General features: G+C 69.7%; 15 protein-coding genes. 10 read left to right on the plus strand and 5 right to left on the minus strand.

Annotation, left to right across the window (positions count from 1 at the left end; genetic code table 11):
- Window positions 1-7 precede the first annotated feature (7 nt).
- The gene (locus OG381_RS27230) at window positions 8-664 is read right to left on the minus strand and encodes a hypothetical protein (protein WP_327718702.1); all 657 of its coding nucleotides are present in this window, start codon (window positions 662-664) and stop codon (window positions 8-10) included.
- Window positions 665-981: 317 nt separating this feature from the next.
- Between OG381_RS27230 and OG381_RS27235 the strand changes: the two genes are divergently transcribed.
- The 4 genes from OG381_RS27235 to OG381_RS27250 all read left to right on the plus strand — a co-directional run bounded on the left by OG381_RS27235 (window position 982) and on the right by OG381_RS27250 (window position 6462).
- On the plus strand, window positions 982-3987 hold the full coding sequence (locus OG381_RS27235; protein WP_327718703.1) for a BTAD domain-containing putative transcriptional regulator: 3006 nt from the start codon (window positions 982-984) through the stop codon (window positions 3985-3987).
- Window positions 3984-4715, plus strand: coding sequence for a prepilin peptidase (locus OG381_RS27240; protein ID WP_327718704.1), 732 nt, complete (start codon window positions 3984-3986; stop codon window positions 4713-4715). Before OG381_RS27235 ends, OG381_RS27240 begins: the two co-directional genes overlap by 4 nt.
- Before the next feature lie 91 nt (window positions 4716-4806).
- The gene (gene mqnC, locus OG381_RS27245; RefSeq protein ID WP_327718706.1) at window positions 4807-6006 is read left to right on the plus strand and encodes a cyclic dehypoxanthinyl futalosine synthase; all 1200 of its coding nucleotides are present in this window, start codon (window positions 4807-4809) and stop codon (window positions 6004-6006) included.
- 6 nt (window positions 6007-6012) lie between these two features.
- Window positions 6013-6462, plus strand: a complete 450-nt coding sequence (locus OG381_RS27250; protein WP_327718708.1) for an imidazolonepropionase-like domain-containing protein — start codon at window positions 6013-6015, stop codon at window positions 6460-6462.
- A gap of 24 nt (window positions 6463-6486) precedes the next feature.
- On the opposite strand, the gene OG381_RS27255 is transcribed toward OG381_RS27250, so the two are convergent.
- A complete protein-coding gene (locus OG381_RS27255) occupies window positions 6487-7491 on the minus strand; it encodes a chitinase (protein WP_327718709.1) in 1005 nt (334 codons plus the stop codon).
- A gap of 307 nt (window positions 7492-7798) precedes the next feature.
- On the opposite strand from OG381_RS27255, the gene OG381_RS27260 reads away from it, so the two are divergent.
- Genes OG381_RS27260 through OG381_RS27275 form a run of 4 tightly spaced genes read left to right on the plus strand, consistent with a single transcriptional unit; the run spans window position 7799 to window position 12554 of the window.
- Window positions 7799-8200 (plus strand): hypothetical protein, encoded by a 402-nt coding sequence (locus tag OG381_RS27260; protein ID WP_327718710.1) that lies wholly within the window; start codon window positions 7799-7801, stop codon window positions 8198-8200.
- Window positions 8201-8219: 19 nt separating this feature from the next.
- Complete coding sequence (locus OG381_RS27265; RefSeq protein WP_327718711.1) at window positions 8220-10490, plus strand: bifunctional polysaccharide deacetylase/glycosyltransferase family 2 protein; 2271 nt, start codon at window positions 8220-8222, stop codon at window positions 10488-10490.
- Entirely contained in the window at window positions 10490-11812 is a 1323-nt protein-coding gene (locus tag OG381_RS27270) for an acyltransferase family protein (RefSeq protein ID WP_327718712.1), read from the plus strand. The genes OG381_RS27265 and OG381_RS27270 overlap by 1 nt, the downstream gene beginning before the upstream one ends.
- Window positions 11813-11858: 46 nt before the next feature.
- Window positions 11859-12554 (plus strand): demethylmenaquinone methyltransferase, encoded by a 696-nt coding sequence (locus OG381_RS27275; protein WP_327718713.1) that lies wholly within the window; start codon window positions 11859-11861, stop codon window positions 12552-12554.
- 4 nt (window positions 12555-12558) lie between these two features.
- Here OG381_RS27275 and OG381_RS27280 read toward each other — a convergent pair whose 3' ends face one another.
- On the minus strand, window positions 12559-12873 hold the full coding sequence (locus OG381_RS27280; protein ID WP_327718714.1) for a PASTA domain-containing protein: 315 nt from the start codon (window positions 12871-12873) through the stop codon (window positions 12559-12561).
- 120 nt (window positions 12874-12993) lie between these two features.
- On the minus strand, window positions 12994-13260 hold the full coding sequence (locus OG381_RS49670) for a GNAT family N-acetyltransferase (protein ID WP_443061939.1): 267 nt from the start codon (window positions 13258-13260) through the stop codon (window positions 12994-12996).
- Window positions 13261-13628: 368 nt separating this feature from the next.
- Between OG381_RS49670 and OG381_RS27290 the strand changes: the two genes are divergently transcribed.
- Window positions 13629-14927, plus strand: coding sequence for a geranylgeranyl reductase family protein (locus OG381_RS27290; protein WP_327718716.1), 1299 nt, complete (start codon window positions 13629-13631; stop codon window positions 14925-14927).
- A gap of 367 nt (window positions 14928-15294) precedes the next feature.
- Here the strand turns inward: OG381_RS27290 and OG381_RS27295 are convergent, their stop codons facing one another.
- Window positions 15295-16116: a C40 family peptidase gene (locus tag OG381_RS27295; protein WP_327718717.1), complete on the minus strand. Its 822-nt coding sequence runs from the start codon at window positions 16114-16116 to the stop codon at window positions 15295-15297.
- Window positions 16117-16830: 714 nt separating this feature from the next.
- Here OG381_RS27295 and OG381_RS27300 point away from each other — a divergent pair.
- Window positions 16831-17190: an NADH-quinone oxidoreductase subunit A gene (locus OG381_RS27300; protein ID WP_046261007.1), complete on the plus strand. Its 360-nt coding sequence runs from the start codon at window positions 16831-16833 to the stop codon at window positions 17188-17190.
- The last annotated feature ends 1 nt before the right edge of the window (window position 17191 follow it).

Below are 17191 nucleotides of genomic sequence, written 5' to 3' on the forward strand. Positions count from 1 at the left end.
GAGGGCGTCACGGCCGGCACTCCTTCGCCTTGCCGATCACCTCGATGGTGAAGGCTCTCCACACTTCCGAGGAGCCGGACGGGGGGATCATGCGCAGCCGGAACGTCTGGTAACTCGCCAGGTTCTCCTCCGAGGAGAGGACCTTCCCGCTCTTGATCTCCTTGCCGTAGAACTTGGCCTGGTTCCGGCAGAACGTGACCAGGACGCCCTGGCCACCGCTCAGGGTGCTGACCTCTTCGTCGTAGTACTTGTCCGTCCCGGTGACGGTCCAGCCGCCCTTCTTCCAGGTCTCGATCTGGGACTTGGCGTACTGCGCGGCCTGGTTGAGCGAGTAGTACCGGTACGCCGGGTCGTTCGGGTCCTGCTGGTCGATGCCGTGGTCCAGCGCACGGATGTAGTTCTGCGCGCCGACGAGCGCCGCCGCGTGCTTCGCGTCGGACGGCTCATCGAAGTCGAAGACCAGATCGAGGTCCTTCGGAACGCTGATGTCGGGTGCGCCTACCGGCGTCGACGGGGATGCCGAAACCGACGGACCCCCCGACTCCCTGTCCGCCCCCTTGATGTCATCCGAAGGCCCCCCGTCACCCCCACCGCACGCGGTGAGCAGAAGGGTCGCCGTCATGGCGAACGCGGCGGCGGTGACGGGCAGGGCGCGGCGGGCCACGGTGGATCTCCCCCGGAGGTCGGCGTGTGCAACGGGGAACGAAGCTATCAGGGGCGAGTGAGGGTTCCTTAACTGCCTGCGGGGGATTGTGCAGAGAGCGTGAGGGTGTGGCGTGGCGATTGCGAACGGCAGCACAGGCCAGAGGTCAAAGAGGTGCCAACTCGGGCATGTCCGGCAGGTCGTGAGGAAGTGATCCGAGAGGTTGTCCACAGGGCCCTGCCCGACCTTCGACGCCGTACATAAGATCTCTGTAGGCTCAGTACACCCCTCAGCACACCCACACCCACTCCCTTCACACACCACCCAGGACACCCGCCATGCCGCGACGCCGCACTTCCAGCTCGTCAAGCTCGACGGGAAGCTCGACGGGCAGCCCGAGTACCCCGAGGAACCGGACCCCGCAGGCCGTGCGGATCCGGCGGCGTTCGTTCGGGGACTTCGTCAAGGCGTTCTTCGCGTTCGTCGCGCTGCTGGTGCTGGTCGTGGGAGTGCCGGGCGCGCTGGCCGTGTCCGTCGGGTGGCCGCTGCCTCACGGGGTGCCTGAGCTGGAGTGGCTCCAGAAGCCCATCACCACCGGCACCTTCCTGAACATCCTCACGGTCATCGTGTGGCTCGCCTGGGCCCAGTTCACCGCCTGTGTGCTCGTCGAGATAAAGGCCGCCGTCTCCGGCATCGGCGTCCCCGGCCGCGTTCCCGGCTCCGGCCCCAGCCAGCTCCTCGCCCGGCAGCTCGTCGCCGCCCTCCTGCTCGTCGGCGCCACCGCCGCCAGCCTCACCCCGGGGCTGTCCCAGCTCGGGCACGACATGGAGGGGAACCAGCGGGGCACCGTCGCCGCCGCACAGCAGACCCCCGGCGGCGGCCTCTTCGCCCAGCAGCAGGAGCAGGCCGCGAGCACTGCCGCCGCCCTCGCCGAGCAGGCCGCCGGCGCCGCCGCGCACGCCGACGCCGGGGGCAGCGCGTCCAAGGCCGACGACACGAAGTACTACCGGATCCAGCCGCCCGAGGGCCGTCACCACGACTCCCTCTGGGAGATCGCCGAACGGCACCTCGGTGACGGACGCCGGTACAAGGAGATCTTCGATCTCAACAAGGACCGGGTGCAGCCGGACGGTTCCAAGCTGTCCGAGGCCAGCCTCATCAGGCCCGGCTGGATCATGGAGATGCCGGGCGACGCCCGGGGCGGGGACCTCGTCGAGATGCCCGAGGCGTCCGGAGGCTCCGCCGCCCAGCAGCAGATCCACGACTACGGCAAGAGCGGCGACCACGCCCAGGGCGGCGGCGCACAGCAAGGCGGCGGAGCCCAGCAGGGCGGCGGCACCGGCCACGCCTCCCTCCCGGAGCAGCGCCCCGCCCCCGACCAGCAGACCGACCGGCAGACCGGCCACCAGGAGCAGCACCAGCAGCACGCCACCTCCACGAACGCCGCCTCCGACGCCTTCGGCCTCCCGCAGGCCCTCGTCGGCGCCCCCCTCCTCGCCGCCGGACTCCTCGGCGCCCTCGGGCGTCGCCGCCGGCAGGCCCTGTGGCAGTCGGCCTTCGGTGCCGTCGGCGGCCGGCGCGGCATGGAGCCGCCCACGCCGACCGGGGACGCCGCCGACGCGCAGGACGCCCTGCTCGTGGGCGCCGACCCCGAAGGCGTACGACTGCTGGACCGCTCCCTGCGCGGGCTCGCCGCCTCCCTCGCCGCCGAATCGCGCCCCCTGCCCACCGTCTACGCGACCTGGCTCAGCGGCAACGGCGACCTCCACCTCCAGCTCGCCCAGCCGTCCGGAAACCCGCCGGCCCCCTGGCAGCTCGGCCAGGACCAGACGTTCTGGATGCTCGCGCGCGCCGACGCCGAGCGGTACGAGGACCTCGACGCGGCCGCCCCCTACCCCGGCCTCGTCAGCCTCGGCACCCTGGACGACTCCCGGCTGCTGCTCAACCTGGAGTCGGTGCCCGGCATCGTGTCGCTGAGCGGCAGCGAGGCCGACCGTGCCGCCGTCTTCGCCTCCGTCGCCGCCGAACTGGCCACCAACGGCTGGTCGGACCGCATGACCATCACCCTCGTCGGCTTCGGCGAGGACCTCACGCCCCTCGCGCCCAACCGGCTGCGGCACCTCGAAGGCATCGCCGACCTCGTCGAGACCATGGAGGCCGAGACCCGGCAGCGGCGCGGCGCGCTGGGCGCCGCCGGACACGACTCGGTCCTCACCGGGCGTACCGGCCCCGCCCAGCACACCCGTTGGGCCCCGCACCTCGTCCTCCTCGCCGCCGAGCCCTCCGCCGACGACGCGATGAAGCTCGCCGAACTCGCCGCGGACGCCGGCCGGCTCGGCATCGGCTACCTCGTCGGCACCGAGAGCGGCGATCTGCCCGGCGCCGCCTGGGAGATGGAGATCACCGGCGAGGGCAAGCTCCTCGCCCCGCTGCTCGGCCTCGAACTCGACGCCCAGCTCCTGCCCGTCCCCCTCCAGCGCGCGGTCGTCGAACTGTTCATCGAGTCCGACCCGGAGCGCGAACCGCAGGGACCGGCCACCGCACCCCCGTTCCTCGTCGACGTCAGCGAGCAGGGACGGCCCGCGGTGTACGCGCGGCTCGTCGGACCGTACGAGATCATCGGCCTCGACACCCCCGACGGCGACCGCAGTGCCCTGCTCCACGAGGCGCTCGCCCTGCTGCTCCTGCACCGCGAGGGTGTCCACCCGCGCGTGCTGTCCTCCGCGCTGTGGCCGCGCGGCGTCACGGACGACGTACGAGAAGCCCTCCTCGAACGGCTCCGGGCCTGGCTCGGCACCGACCCCGACGGCTCGCCGCGTCTCAGGACCGACAGCACCGGGCGGCTCACGCTCGCCAAGACCGTCGTCTCCGACCTCGACGTCCTGCGCTCCCTCTACCACGAGGCCACGCAGGGCCGCGGCGTCGACAGCCGCGTCGTGCGCGGCCGGCTGCTCACCGACGCGCTCGTCCTGGTGCGCGGCCCGCTCCTCGCCGACCGGCCCGAGGGGCGCTACCGCTGGCTCACCCACGAGATCATCGACGCCCAACTCCCGCTCCTCGTCGCGGACATCGGCCTCGCGCTGTCCGAGTTCCACCTGGTCAAGGACCGCGCGGAGAAGGCCATCGAGGCGCTCGGCGCCGCCCTCAACTCCGCGCCCGGCGACGAGCGCCTCTGGCACGAACTGCTCCGCGCCACCCACGCCACCGGTGACACCGACCGGCTCCAGGCCCTCGCCGCCGACCTCATCACCCGCAGCGGCGCCCGTGGCCTGCCGCCGCGCACCGAGGCCCTGCTCGACGAGCTCCTGCCGACGTGGCGCGATGGCGTCGCGGCCGTGGGATGACGACCTTCCTCGTGATCGCCGCCGCGCTGTGGGGCGCGGCGGCGGGTGCGTTTCTGCCGAAACCCGCCTATCGGTTCTCCGTCCCGTCGGAGGAGGAGTGGCGGACCACCTGCCCGCGTGAGCATCCCCTCGGGGGGTGGATCGGATGGGCGCGCTGCCAGCAGTGCGAACAGCGTGAACAGTCCTACGGCCCTCCCGTGGCCCTGCTCTCCGCCCTCACCGCCCTCGGCTGCGCCGCCCTCGCCGCCGCGACCGGCACCCGGCCCGAGATCGCCGTCTGGCTGCTGCTCGCCCCGGTCGGCGTACTGCTGGCCGTGGTCGACCTGCGGGTGCAGCGGCTGCCCGACGTCCTGACCCTGCCGCTCGCGGGCGCCGCCCTCGCGCTGCTGGGCGCGGTGTCGTTCGTGCCCGAGCACACCGGGGACTGGCTGACAGCGCTCCTGGCCGCCCTCGCGCTCGGCGGCGGCTACTTCGTGCTGTTCCTGATCAACCCCGCCGGCATGGGCTTCGGCGATGTGAAGCTCGCGCTCGGGGCAGGGGCGGTGCTGGGCTGGTACGGCTGGCCGACGGTCATGCTGGGGACCTTCGCCGGGTTCCTGCTGGGGGCGCTGTACAGCGGCGCGCTGGTCGTCGCGCGGAAGGCGGGGCGCAAGACGTCGATCCCGTTCGGACCGTTCCTGATCATGGGGGCGTTCGTCGGGGTGCTGATCGGCGCGTACGCGGCCTGACGTGTGCCTCGCAAAACCGCTGGCGTAGGCTGGCGCAGTCCGTCCATTACGGATGGTTCCGTCCACAACCCTTGACGAAAGGGACGCTCCGGTGACCGAGAAGGCCGACCTTCAGTCCGTCCTCGACCGCGCCGCATCCGGTGGGCGGATCACTCCGGAGGAGGCGCTCGACCTCTACCGCGACGCCCCGCTGCACGCGCTCGGCGCGGCCGCCGACGCGGCCCGACGCCGTCGGTACGCCGGGACCGAGCACATCGCGACGTACATCATCGAGCGGAACATCAACTACACCAACGTCTGCGTGACGGCGTGCAAGTTCTGCGCGTTCTACGCCCCGCCCACGGCCAAGGACAAGGGCTGGACCCGCGACCTCGAGGACATCCTGCGCCGCTGCGCGGAGACCGTCGAGCTGGGCGGCACGCAGATCATGTTCCAGGGCGGGCACCACCCGGACTACGGCGTGGAGTACTACGAGAAGCACTTCGCGGCGATCAAGAAGGAATTCCCGCAGCTGGTCATCCACTCCCTCGGCGCGTCCGAGGTCGAGCACATGGCCCGCATCTCCAAGGTGAGCGTGGAGGAGGCGATCCAGCGCATCCACGCCGCCGGTCTCGACTCCTTCGCCGGCGCCGGCGCCGAGCTGCTGCCCGAGCGCCCCCGCAAGGCCATCGCCCCTCTCAAGGAGTCCGGCGAGCGCTGGCTGGAGATCATGGAGACCGCGCACAACCTGGGCGTGGAGTCCACCTCCACGATGCTCATGGGCACCGGCGAGACCAACGCCGAGCGCATCGAGCACCTGCGGATGATCCGTGACGTACAGGACCGCACCGGCGGCTTCCGGGCCTTCATCCCGTACCTCTACCAGCCGATGAACAACCACCTGAAGGGCCGCACGCAGGCCACGATCTTCGAGTACCTGCGGATGATCGCGATCGCCCGGCTCTTCATGGACAACATCGCCCACATCCAGGGCTCCTGGCTGACCACCGGCCAGGACGCGGGCCAGCTCACGCTGCACTACGGCGCGGACGACCTCGGCTCGATCATGCTGGAGGAGAACGTCGTCTCGGCGGCCGGTGCCAAGCACCGCTCCAACCTCCAGGAAATGATCGACATGATCCGTACGGCGGGACGGGTCCCGGCCCAGCGCTCCACGACGTACGAGCACCTCGTCGTCCACGACGACCCGGCGAACGACCCCGTCGACGCGCGGATCGTGTCCCACATCTCCTCGACGGCGATCGAGGGCGGCACGGCACATCCCGAGCTGAAGATCCTCACGTCCAACTGACGTACCGTGCTGACGATTCACGCCGCGGACGAGGTCCGCTTCACCTGGGACGACCCGGACCCGATCAAAGACGGTGCTGTGGCCGTCGAGGGCATCCGGGTCGCCGCGGTGGGGCCGCTGGCGGAGGTGCAGGAGCAGTTTCCCGGTGCCAGGGTGCGGCGGTGGCCGGGCGTGCTGGGACCGGGTCGCATTCACGAGGGCCCGCTCCCGGCGGCTCCGAGCCCGCGCGAGCGCGTCCACGCGGTGCTGAAGCTGGGAGCGGTGGCGGTGATCGCGGAGCACGCCGATACGCCCGAACTCCGCGCGGCGGCAGAGCGGAACGACGTCGTCGTGCTGCGCCGCACACAGCCGACGGCGATCATCCCGACGGGCCGCGCGGACCTGGCCGTCTTCGACGAGACCGGCGAGTGCATCGCGACGGTGTGCGCGGGCCGCCTGGTCCACAGACGCCGCTAGTCGGAGCATCCCGCAGCCGACCCCCTACTCCGCGAACGCCTCCGCGAACGCACCCGAACTCTGCTTCACCCCGCTGCAGTTGGTCAGCTCGTCACCCTCGTCGTCACACTGCTGGTCCCGGAACGTCGACCACATCGACACCCACCCGATCTCCTTCTCCTCGGCGAAGGACCGCACTTGGGCCGCGTCCGACAGCGTGAACGTCTCGTTGTCGACGTCGTTGACCCCGATCATCGACGTCAGCGCGATCGCCCGCCACGCGACCGCGTCCGACGTCCCGAAGACATCCTTCAGCTGGGTGTGCGCGGCCTTCGCCGAGGTGATCGCGTAGTCGCCCATGTCCTCGTCGTACGTCTCGCCGTAGTTCATGGTCATGAGGTTGATCGTCGAGACCTGTACGGCACTGTTGTTGGCGGACTCCAGCAGCGCGAGGCTGTCGTCGTCGAGCCCCGACGGCATCACGGGCAGCGTGAACGACACGGTGAGGTCGCCGCGCGACTTCTGCAGCAGCGCGATCGCCTCCGACCGCAGCTCCACCGACGCGGAGTCCGTCAGCGCGTCCCCCTCGACGTCGAAGTCGGCCTGGGTGGAGCCGGCCGCGTCGAGGGCCTCGCCGTACGCCTGCGCGAGCGCCGTCGCACTGCCGCAGCTCTCGGCCAGCTCCTTGCCGGACGCCCCGCCGAAGGAGACCCGCACACTCGCGCCGTTCTCCTTGAGCTCCGAGATCCGGGTGGCCACCGAGGAGTCGCCGATGGCGTGCGAGTCGTTCCACGTCGGGGCGCAGTCGCCGCCGTCCGCGATCACGAAGGCCAGGTTGTACGTCGTCGGAGCGCCGGCGGAGTCGTTGCCGGAGGCTTCCGTGGCGCTGACGTAGGGGGCGTACGACGTGCTCGCCGAGGTCTCCTCGGAAGCCTCGGCGGACTGGGCCGGCGTCGCTTCCGAGGTGGTGTCGGTGTCCGCGGAACAACCCGCCGTGGCCAGGGCAAACAGGCAACTCAGCCCGGCCGTCGGCCTCAGGAAACGCCGCATTCGGCATGCACCCGCTCTCGTGATTTCTGTCTCAGGGTGGAAACAAACTGTGTTGGGCGAGTGGAAATGTCTCACACGGGACTGAGCTTCATGAGGACAGGATTCACCCAGCGGGCGCATGGGCACGCACGAACAAAACGGGTGATCCGGGCACCCAGAGCGGGCATTCAACCCCTTTCCTCTCCACGGGAGTTACGCAGCCGTTCCAGCGAACTCTCAGAGAAGAGACAGGTTAAGACGTTTCTCATACGCGCCTCACATGAATTCCTGAGTTTCGGACACATAAAGACTCTCTAACGTCCGGGGAATGCATTCCGAGCCTGCCATCGAAAACCGCGCCGAACGTGGTCGCCGCCGCAAACGCCGTGGCGACGGAGCCGCCGACGGGCCCGTGTTCGTTGACAACTCCGGACGCCGCTCCAAGCTGCTGCGCCGGATCGGTCTTCTCGTCGGTGTCCTGTGTGTGGGGTACGCCGTCGTCCTGGGCCTCGCCTTCATGGGCATCGGCACCTCGAACCCGTCCTCGCTGCTGCCCTTCGGGAGCGGCCAGGGCCAGGGCGGTCCGGGCGCCCGGAACGGCAACGGACCCGGCACCCAGCCACAGGGCGGCATCGGCAACAGCGTGCGGCCCAGCGGCTCTCCGCCCGCGCTGCCGTCGGGCGTGCCCACCCCGTCCGTCTCCCCGTCCGCCTCCGCGACCGCCGACTGACCGGAGCGCAGCCACCCTCATGACTACGACGACTCCCTCCCGCGGCCGTCGCCGCGCCCCCTCGCGCCTGGGACGGGCGGCGGGCAAGGCCGCGGCGCTCCAGAAGCCGCGCGTCCTCCTCGCCGGCCTGCTCCTGCTCGCGCTGACCAGCGTGATGCTGCTCGACGGCTATCTGCGCGCCGAGGTCGGCGGTGACGAGCGGGTCCGCGACGGGGCCAGCTCCAGCAAGGTGCCGGACACGATCCTCGACGGCGGCCCGATCGTCAGCTTCCGCGGCGGCTCGGCGACGAGCGTCTCCGTCCCGGACAAGACGATCGCGCTGACCTTCGACGACGGCCCCAACCCGACGTACACGCCAAAGGTGCTGGAGATCCTGGAGAAGTACGACGTCCCCGCCACGTTCTTCGTGGTCGGCTCGATGGTCTCGCGCTACCCGGGCATCGTGAAGGACATGGTCGAGCAGGGCAACGAGGTGGGCATCCACACCTTCACCCACGTCGACCTCTCCTACCAGAGCGACGCCCGGGTCAACCGCGAGATGCAGCAGACCCAGTTGGCCCTCGCGGGCGCGGCGGGCATCACGACCACGCTGTTCCGGGCGCCGTACTCCTCGGAGACGGACGCCATCGACAACTACAGCTGGCCCGTCTACGAGAAGCTCGGCGCGGACGGCTACACCAGCGTCTTCGTCGACACCGACAGCGACGACTGGAAGAAGCCGGGCGTCTCGAAGATCGTCAAGTGGGCGACACCGGACGGCGACGACGGGGCGTCCGTGCTCTTCCACGACGCCGGTGGCGAGCGCTCGCAGACGATCAAGGCGCTGCCCGAGTACATCGTGAAGATGAAGGCGAAGGGGTACACCTTCACCACCATCAGCGGGGTCATCGAGAAGGAGCAGTCGGCGAACGGCCAGCAGGCGGCCGGCGGACCGGCGGCTGCGAACAGTCAGCAGCCCGGCGGAGGCACGGGTAACGGCAACCTCCAGGCCGCCCACCGCGAGGCGGGCGGAGCGACCCTCTACGAGGGCAAGGCACTGCTCGCGGCCGTCGCCGTCGCCGAGTACGCCGTACCCACGCTGTCGGTCGGCCTCATGGTCGTCGGCGTCGCCGTCATGGGGCGGTTCGGGATGATGCTGATCCTCGCCCGCCGCCACTACAGACAGCGCAACAAACGCCGCTTCGGCTGGGGACCGACGGTCACCCGGCCGGTGAGCGTGATCGTCCCGGCGTACAACGAGAAGGAGTGCATCGCCAACACCCTCAGGTCGCTGGCGCGGAGCACCCATCCGATCGAGATCATCGTCGTCGACGACGGTTCGACGGACGGCACCTCCGAGATCTCGCTCAACGCGGCCCACGAGCTGGGCATGACGAACGTCCGGGTCATCCGGCAGGAGAACGCGGGCAAGCCGGCCGCCCTCAACAACGGGGTGCGCAACGCCACTTACGACATCGTCATCATGATGGACGGCGACACCGTCTTCGAGCCGGACGCCGTGCACCAGCTGGTGCAGCCCTTCGCCGACCCGGACGTCGGCGCGGTCGCCGGCAACGCCAAGGTCGGCAACCGGGACACGATCATCGGCGCCTGGCAGCACATCGAGTACGTGATGGGCTTCAACCTCGACCGCCGTATGTACGACCTGCTGCGCTGCATGCCGACGATCCCCGGCGCGATCGGTGCCTTCCGCCGTGAGGCGGTCCTCCAGGTCGGCGGCATGAGCGAGGACACGCTCGCCGAGGACACCGACATCACCATCGCCATGCACCGCGCGGGCTGGCGGGTCGTCTACCAGGAGCACGCCAAGGCCTGGACGGAGGCGCCGGGTTCGCTCAAGCAGCTGTGGTCGCAGCGCTACCGCTGGTCGTACGGCACCATGCAGGCGCTGTGGAAGCACCGCAAGTCCCTGACCGACAAGGGGCCTTCGGGCCGCTTCGGCCGGGTCGGGATGCCGCTGGTGGTGATCTTCCAGATCGTCACGCCGGTCTTCGCGCCGCTGATCGACGTCTTCACCGCGTACTCGATGATCTTCATCGACTTCCGGGCGGCGCTGCTGGCCTGGCTCGCGGTGCTGGCGGTGCAGCTGGTCTGTGCCGCGTACGCCTTCCGGCTGGACAGGGAGAAGTACCGCTATCTGCTGATGATGCCGCTCCAGCAGCTGGCCTACCGGCAGATGATGTACCTCGTCCTCATCCACTCCTGCATCACGGCCCTCACGGGCGGCCGGCTGCGCTGGCAGAAGCTGAAGCGGACCGGCGAGGTCGGGACGCCGGCGGGGGCGAGCTGATGAGCTGGGAGCAGCAGGGGTACCGGCAGCAGGGGTACGGATACGGGTACGGGGACGGGCAGGGGTACGGCGGCTCTCAGCAGCCGCAGTACGCACAGCCACAGTACGTCCAGCCGGCGTATCCGCAACCGACCTATCCGCAGCAGCCGTACGTGGACTACGGGCAGCCCGTGGCGGTGGAGGAGACGGCTCCGCTGCCGGCGGTCGAGCCGGAACCAGAGCCCGAAGTAGCGGTCGTAGGGGAAAGGCCCGCGGGGGAGGCGGCGGAGGAGAAGCCGCCGCCGAAGCCCGCTGGCCGCGACCGCTACTTCGACACCCTCCGGGCCGTCGCGCTCATCCGGGTCGTCACCTATCACACCTTCGGGTGGGCCTGGTGCGGGATGGTCTTCCCCTCCATGGGGATCATGTTCGGCCTGGCCGGGACCCTGATGGCGAAGTCGCTGGAGCGGCCCGCGCCGAAGGTCGTGCGGAGCAGGCTCCGCCGGCTGCTGCCCCCGTTCTGGTTCTGGGGCTTCTTCGTGGTCCTCGCGATGCTGGTCCACGGCTGGATGCCGCACTGGGAGATCGTCTACTGGATCGTGCCGTTCGGTGATCCGCCGGGGAGCCGGTGGGGCGTACAGGCCTGGGAGATCCTCTGGTACCTGCGGACGTATCTGTGGTTCGTGCTGCTGTCCCCGCTTCTGCTGAAGGTGTTCCGGGCGGCGCCGGTCCCGGTGCTCTTCCTGTCCCTGGCGCCGATCCTGGTCCTCACCTTCGTGTGGTCCGGGCCGCAGGGGCGGCTCGGCAACGAGATGTGGGACTTCTCGACGTACCTCTTCTGCTGGATCCTCGGCTTCGCGCACCGCGACGGTGTGCTGCGGAGGATGAAACCGGCGCTCGTGGTCGTCCTGGCGCTCGCCGCGATCGGCTACGGCGGCTGGTACGCCTTCTCCCACCAGGGCGAGGTCGGCACCTACGACCTCGACGAGATCCCGCTCGCGCAGGCCTTCTGGTCGGCCGGGTTCGTGATGCTGCTGATGTGGGCCAAGGCGTACTTCGCGATCGACTTCGCGTGGCTCACCCGCTTCCGGCGGCTCGACCGGGTCGTGACGGTCTTCAACGCGCGCGCGGTGACGATCTACCTCTGGCACGAGATCGCCTTGATACTCGCCGTGCCGCTGATCGACCAGTTCTGGAACGTGCCGGCCTTCGAGAGGTATCTGCCGCTGGAGAGCCAGTGGTTCATGTTCGGGGTCGGGTGGGTGCTGATCGCGGTGTCCGTCCTGGCCTGCGGCTGGGTGGAGGACGTGGCGGCGCGGAAGAAGCCGAAGCTGCTGCCGTGAGCGGGGCCTCGGCCGTTTCCCCGGGGGCGGCTGCAAGAATGGGCCCGTGACCCGCGCTTCCCTGAACAAGCAGCCGCACGAAGTCGCCTCGATGTTCGACGACGTGGCGGAACGGTACGACCTGACGAACGACGTGCTGTCGCTCGGCCAGGACCGGGCGTGGCGCAAGGAGGTCGCCAAAGCGGTCGACGCCCGGCCCGCGCAGAAGATCCTGGACCTGGCGGCAGGGACGGCCACCTCGTCCCTGCCCTTCGCGCGGACCGGCGCCTACGTCGTCCCCTGCGACTTCTCGCTGGGCATGCTCAAGGTCGGCAAGAAGAACCATCCGTGGCTGCCGCTGACGGCGGGCGACGCGACGAAGCTGCCCTTCAGGGACGACACCTTCGACGCGGTCACGATCTCCTTCGGGCTGCGCAATGTGCAGGACTTCGACGCCGGGCTGCGGGAGATGTACCGGGTGACCAAGCCCGGCGGCCGGGTCGTGATCTGCGAGTTCTCGCACCCGACCTGGGCGCCCTTCCGCACGGTCTACACCGAGTACCTGATGCGCGCCCTGCCGCCGGTGGCCCGCGCGGTGTCCTCCAACCCCGACGCGTACGTCTACCTCGCCGAGTCCATCCGCGCCTGGCCGGACCAGTCCGCGCTGGCCGAGCGTCTGCAGAAGGCCGGCTGGTCGAAGGTGGCGTGGCGGAACCTGACCGGCGGGATCGTGGCCCTGCACCGCGGGTTCAAGGCGGGCTGAGGGTTCAGGGCGGGCCGATCCCGACCGTGCAGGGGTCGCCGGGTTCGTCCAGCTCGCGCTGGAGCCCGCCGCCCGACGGGTTCGGCACGCGCGGCTCGCGCATGCCTCCGCCGCCGTCACCCGGACCGAAGTCGAACCACACGTAGACCATCGACTCCCGCGGCACCTCGGCGCCGGGCTGCGGGTACTGGCGTACGACGTAGTCGACGACGGCGAGGTGGAAGTCCTGGCGGTCCGGCGCATTGATGAACAGGCCCTGTGCCCTGGCCGTCTCGCGCGCGTCGACGGCCATCAGACCGACCAGACGAGGGACGCGCACTTCGGGCGTTTTGGGTGTTATTCGCACAGATGTCACCCCCAGCGGTATGGGCAGGGTAACCGCACTGGGGCGCTACCTGGAAGCGCTGAGTGTTTTTCTGTAGCCGATTATCACTCTGCGTCACAGATCAAGGCGGAAGCACAGCGCGTCCTCCGGCAGCCGCGGATGCGGGAACCTCTCCGCGAGCTTCATGCCGAGCCGCCGGGTGACCGCGACGGACCGTTCGTTGCCGGGTCTGACCAGCGCCACGACATGGGAGACGCCCGCCGCCCGCAGCCGTTCCAGCGTCATCTGCGCGGCGGCGGTGGCGTACCCCTTGCCCCAGTGCGCCCGCCCGAGCCGCCAGCCGATCTCGATCTCCCCCTTGGGCCCCAGTCCTGCGGCCACGGCTGGGCGCCGGTGCTGTGCCTTCTGGGGGGATACCCCCCAGACCCCCCGCGATGACCTGCCCGTTCTCATCGACCATGGTCCACAGACAGAACCCCCGCTCGGCGTCGTGCCGACGCTGGCGGGCGGTGAGTTCCTCGTAGACGGACAGCTCCGCCGACCTGCCTCCGTGGAACTCCATGACGTCCCGGTCGTCGAAGATCCGGTGCCAGGCGACGGCGTCCTCGTCGGTGGGGACGCGCAGCCTTACTACGGGGAGAGCTCGGTTCACGGGGCAGCCCTTCAGCCGGGTGATCAATCGTGCTGAATAGACTGCCCATGTCCAGTGCCGGTCGGCACGCAGATTGCGAACCAGGGGAGATCCCGCCGTGACAGCCGTGACTGAGCCCCTCTCCGAAAACACCGCCGATGTCATCGTCGTCGGCGCGGGGCCGGCCGGCTCCACGACCGCGTACTACCTCGCCAAGGCCGGACTCGACGTGCTTCTCCTGGAGAAGACGGCGTTCCCGCGCGAGAAGGTCTGCGGCGACGGCCTCACCCCGCGAGCCACCAAACAGCTGGTGGCCATGGGCATCGACATCTCCGAGGAAGCGGGCTGGCTGCGCAACAAGGGCCTGCGCATCATCGGCGGCGGCGTCCGCCTCCAGCTGGACTGGCCGGAACTCGCGTCCTTCCCGGACTACGGCCTCGTCCGCAAACGCGACGACTTCGACGAGCAACTCGCCCGCCAGGCGCAGAAGGCGGGCGCCCGGCTCTACGAGCGCTGCAACGTCGGCGCCCCGATCATCGACGACCGCACCGGCCGCATCACCGGCGTGCACGCCAAGCTCGGCGACACCGGCGAGAAGCGGGAAGTCACCTTCCACGCGCCGCTCGTGGTCGCGGCCGACGGCAACTCCACCCGGCTGTCCCTGGCGATGGGCCTGCACCGCCGCGAGGACCGTCCGATGGGCGTCGCCGTCCGCACGTACTTCGAGTCGCCGCGCCACGAGGACGACTACCTGGAGTCCTGGCTGGAGCTGTGGGACCGCCGTGGTCCCGAGCCCCGGCTGCTGCCGGGCTACGGCTGGATCTTCGGCATGGGTGACGGCACCTCCAACGTCGGCCTCGGCGTGCTCAACACCTCCGACTCCTTCAAGGAGCTCGACTGGCGCGAGGTGCTGAAGGCCTGGTGCGCGTCGATGCCGGAGGAGTGGGGCTACACGCCGGAGAACATGACGGGCCCGATCCGCGGCGCCGCCCTGCCGATGGCCTTCAACCGCCAGCCGCACTACACCAAGGGCCTGCTTCTGGTCGGCGACGCCGGCGGCATGGTGAACCCCTTCAACGGCGAGGGCATCGCCTACGCCATGGAGTCCGGCAACATCGCCGCCGACGTCATCGTCCAGGCCCACGCCCGGGCGACGCCGGCCCAGCGGGAGATCGCGCTCCAGCGCTACCCGCAGGTCCTCAAGGACACCTACGGCGGCTACTACACGCTGGGCCGTGCCTTCGTGAAGCTCATCGGCAACCCGAAGGTCATGAAGATCGCGGCCCAGCGCGGCCTGACCCACCCCCTGTTGATGAAGTTCACCCTGAAGATGCTGGCCAACCTCACCGACCCCTCGGGCGGCGACGCGATGGACCGCATCATCAACGGGCTGAGCAAGGTGGCCCCCAAGGCGTGAACCAGGCGGTGCGCCTCGACGGTGGCGGCCCGGCGTGCGGAGTCCTCCTCGCGCTGGGCCGCCACCTGTCGTAGGGCGCGGATGACCGCGACTCGGCCCGGCCGGGCGGCTCGGCCGGTCCTCGGACCCGGCTGTGACGGGTCTGGGCGGCCCTGAGCCGGGGGACCGCGGGCAACTCCTCATCCACCCCGCGGGCGCGCTCCGCAGCCGCCCCACGGCCCGCACAAAGGCGTCGGCGAGTCAGCGCGGCGGCCGGCCGGCCGTCAACGCGCTGCCCAATGTGGACAATCCGGGGGAAAAGGCGGAAGGGCCGCTGCCCCCGAGCGGCTGCGGCCCTTCCGACGTTCGTGACGCGTGTGCGTGCTCGTCAGAGTACGCGCACCGCGCCCGACGCCGGATATCCGGACAGGTCCTGAATGACGACACCCTTGGAGGGGTTGGCCGCGTCCAGGTACTGGCCGTTACCGATGTAGACGCCCACGTGGTAGGCGGAACCCTTGCCGCCCCAGTAGAGGATGTCGCCGACCTGGATCTGCGACAGCGGGATGTCGGTGCCCTGCATCGACTGGTCCTGCGAGACCCGCGGCAGCTCGACGCCGACCTGGTTGAACGCGGCCTGGACCAGGCTGGAGCAGTCCCACGCGTTGGGCCCGGTGGCGCCCATGACGTAGGCGTCGCCCACCTGTGCCTTGAGGAAGGCGATGACGGTCGCGACGCTGCCGCTGGCGGGCGCCGAGGCGGTCGTGGTGGTGGAGAGGGTGGTCCGCTCCGAGGAACGCGAGACGGCGGCCTCCGCGGCGGCCTTGCGGGCCTCCTCCGCCTTCTTCTTGGCCTCGGCCTTCTTCTTCGCCTCGGCGAGATCCTTCTTGGCCTCCTTGGCGGCAGCGGCGGCGGCCGCGTCGCGCTCGGCCTGGAGCTCGTAGTTCGCGGCCGCCTGCTGCGTGGCGTCCGCGGACTCGGCGACCTGGACGGCCAGGTCGGCCGTGAGGGTGGGCAGTTCGAGGGTCTGCGTCACCGGCTCGGCGGCGCTCGCCGAAGCCGACGCGCCCGCCGCTGCCATGCTGAGGACGCCACCGGCGACGCCGGCGCGCATCGCCATGGATGTCGTCGCGCTGCGGCGCGGCTTCCGGTGGCTACGTATGTGAGCGGTGTGGGACATGAGACCAAGCGGTATCAGGGGCTCCTCCATACCTTCAAGAAACGTGTGCTGCGCCACAGTTGTTCAATGGGTGCCCAGAATTCCCGGTGCACCGCCCTTTATTGACGCCGTAACGGACATTGCGGACGCGACCCAACACGGCCTTGATCACGTACTTTCATGTTTACGTCCGAATTGCCCCGCGCCTACCACCGGTTGGGACAAGTGGCCAAGCCCGGTTCTCGGAGGCCTCTCGCCGATGTGGCGGAGGTCACGCAACGGTTACAGCGGCGGCTGCGTCTCGCGCACACATCACGCCCTCATCCGCTCGTGAATGTGTGCACGCGTCCACACGGCGCCTCGCGACTCCTCCTGATGTGTGAACGCGGCTCACTATCAAGCGGTCGAGTCCAGCGCCAATTTGCATGCAAGAGAACTCTCTTGATATGGAGACGCCTACTCTCAGCTGCGCCGACGAGCCAGAATGTCACCTCTGGTGATCACTCGGACGCTTCGCGTACGAAGATCACCGCTCATCCGACTTCATGATCCTTCGTCAGGTGGTGGAGATCACAAAGCTTGTGCAATACCCCGTGTCGCAGATCACAGACCGGCGGGCATAAGATGCGGGTCAGTTGGGCTTGTGACCTGCTTCACATGTTCGCGATCTTCGCCGGGACGGGCGGGACTTGCGGGACGGGTGGGGCGGCAGCGAACTCAACGCCATCGCCAGCAGTCAGTGCCGACTGAGAGGAGCGAGGAGCGGTGAACGCGTATGCGCCCATCCTCGTACTGGGAGCCCTCGGGGCAGGCTTTGCGATCTTCTCCGTGGTCATGGCCACGCTGATCGGTCCGAAGCGGTACAACCGGGCCAGGCTCGACGCCTACGAATGCGGGGTCGAGCCGACCCCCACGCCGGCCGGCGGCGGGCGCTTCCCCATCAAGTACTACCTGACGGCGATGCTCTTCATCGTCTTCGACATCGAGATCGTCTTCCTCTACCCCTGGGCCGTCACCTTCGACGCCCTGGGTGTTTTCGGGCTCGTGGAGATGCTGCTCTTCGTGCTCACCGTCTTCGTTGCGTACGCGTACGTGTGGCGGCGCGGCGGCCTGGAATGGGACTGAG

Origin of the sequence: Streptomyces sp. NBC_00490 (assembly GCF_036013645.1) — a bacterium.
GTDB lineage: Bacteria > Actinomycetota > Actinomycetes > Streptomycetales > Streptomycetaceae > Streptomyces > Streptomyces canus_F.

Bases quoted from the DNA above. Each gene is read 5' to 3' on its own strand.
- OG381_RS27295 (WP_327718717.1), bottom strand. From the start codon at position 16,116: ATGGAGGAGCCCCTGATACCGCTTGGTCTCATGTCCCACACCGCTCAC.
- OG381_RS27235 (WP_327718703.1), top strand. From the start codon at position 982: ATGCCGCGACGCCGCACTTCCAGCTCGTCAAGCTCGACGGGAAGCTCG.
- OG381_RS27270 (WP_327718712.1), top strand. From the start codon at position 10,490: ATGAGCTGGGAGCAGCAGGGGTACCGGCAGCAGGGGTACGGATACGGG.
- OG381_RS27240 (WP_327718704.1), top strand. From the start codon at position 3,984: ATGACGACCTTCCTCGTGATCGCCGCCGCGCTGTGGGGCGCGGCGGCG.
- OG381_RS27265 (WP_327718711.1), top strand. From the start codon at position 8,220: ATGACTACGACGACTCCCTCCCGCGGCCGTCGCCGCGCCCCCTCGCGC.
- OG381_RS27260 (WP_327718710.1), top strand. From the start codon at position 7,799: ATGCATTCCGAGCCTGCCATCGAAAACCGCGCCGAACGTGGTCGCCGC.
- OG381_RS27255 (WP_327718709.1), bottom strand. From the start codon at position 7,491: ATGCGGCGTTTCCTGAGGCCGACGGCCGGGCTGAGTTGCCTGTTTGCC.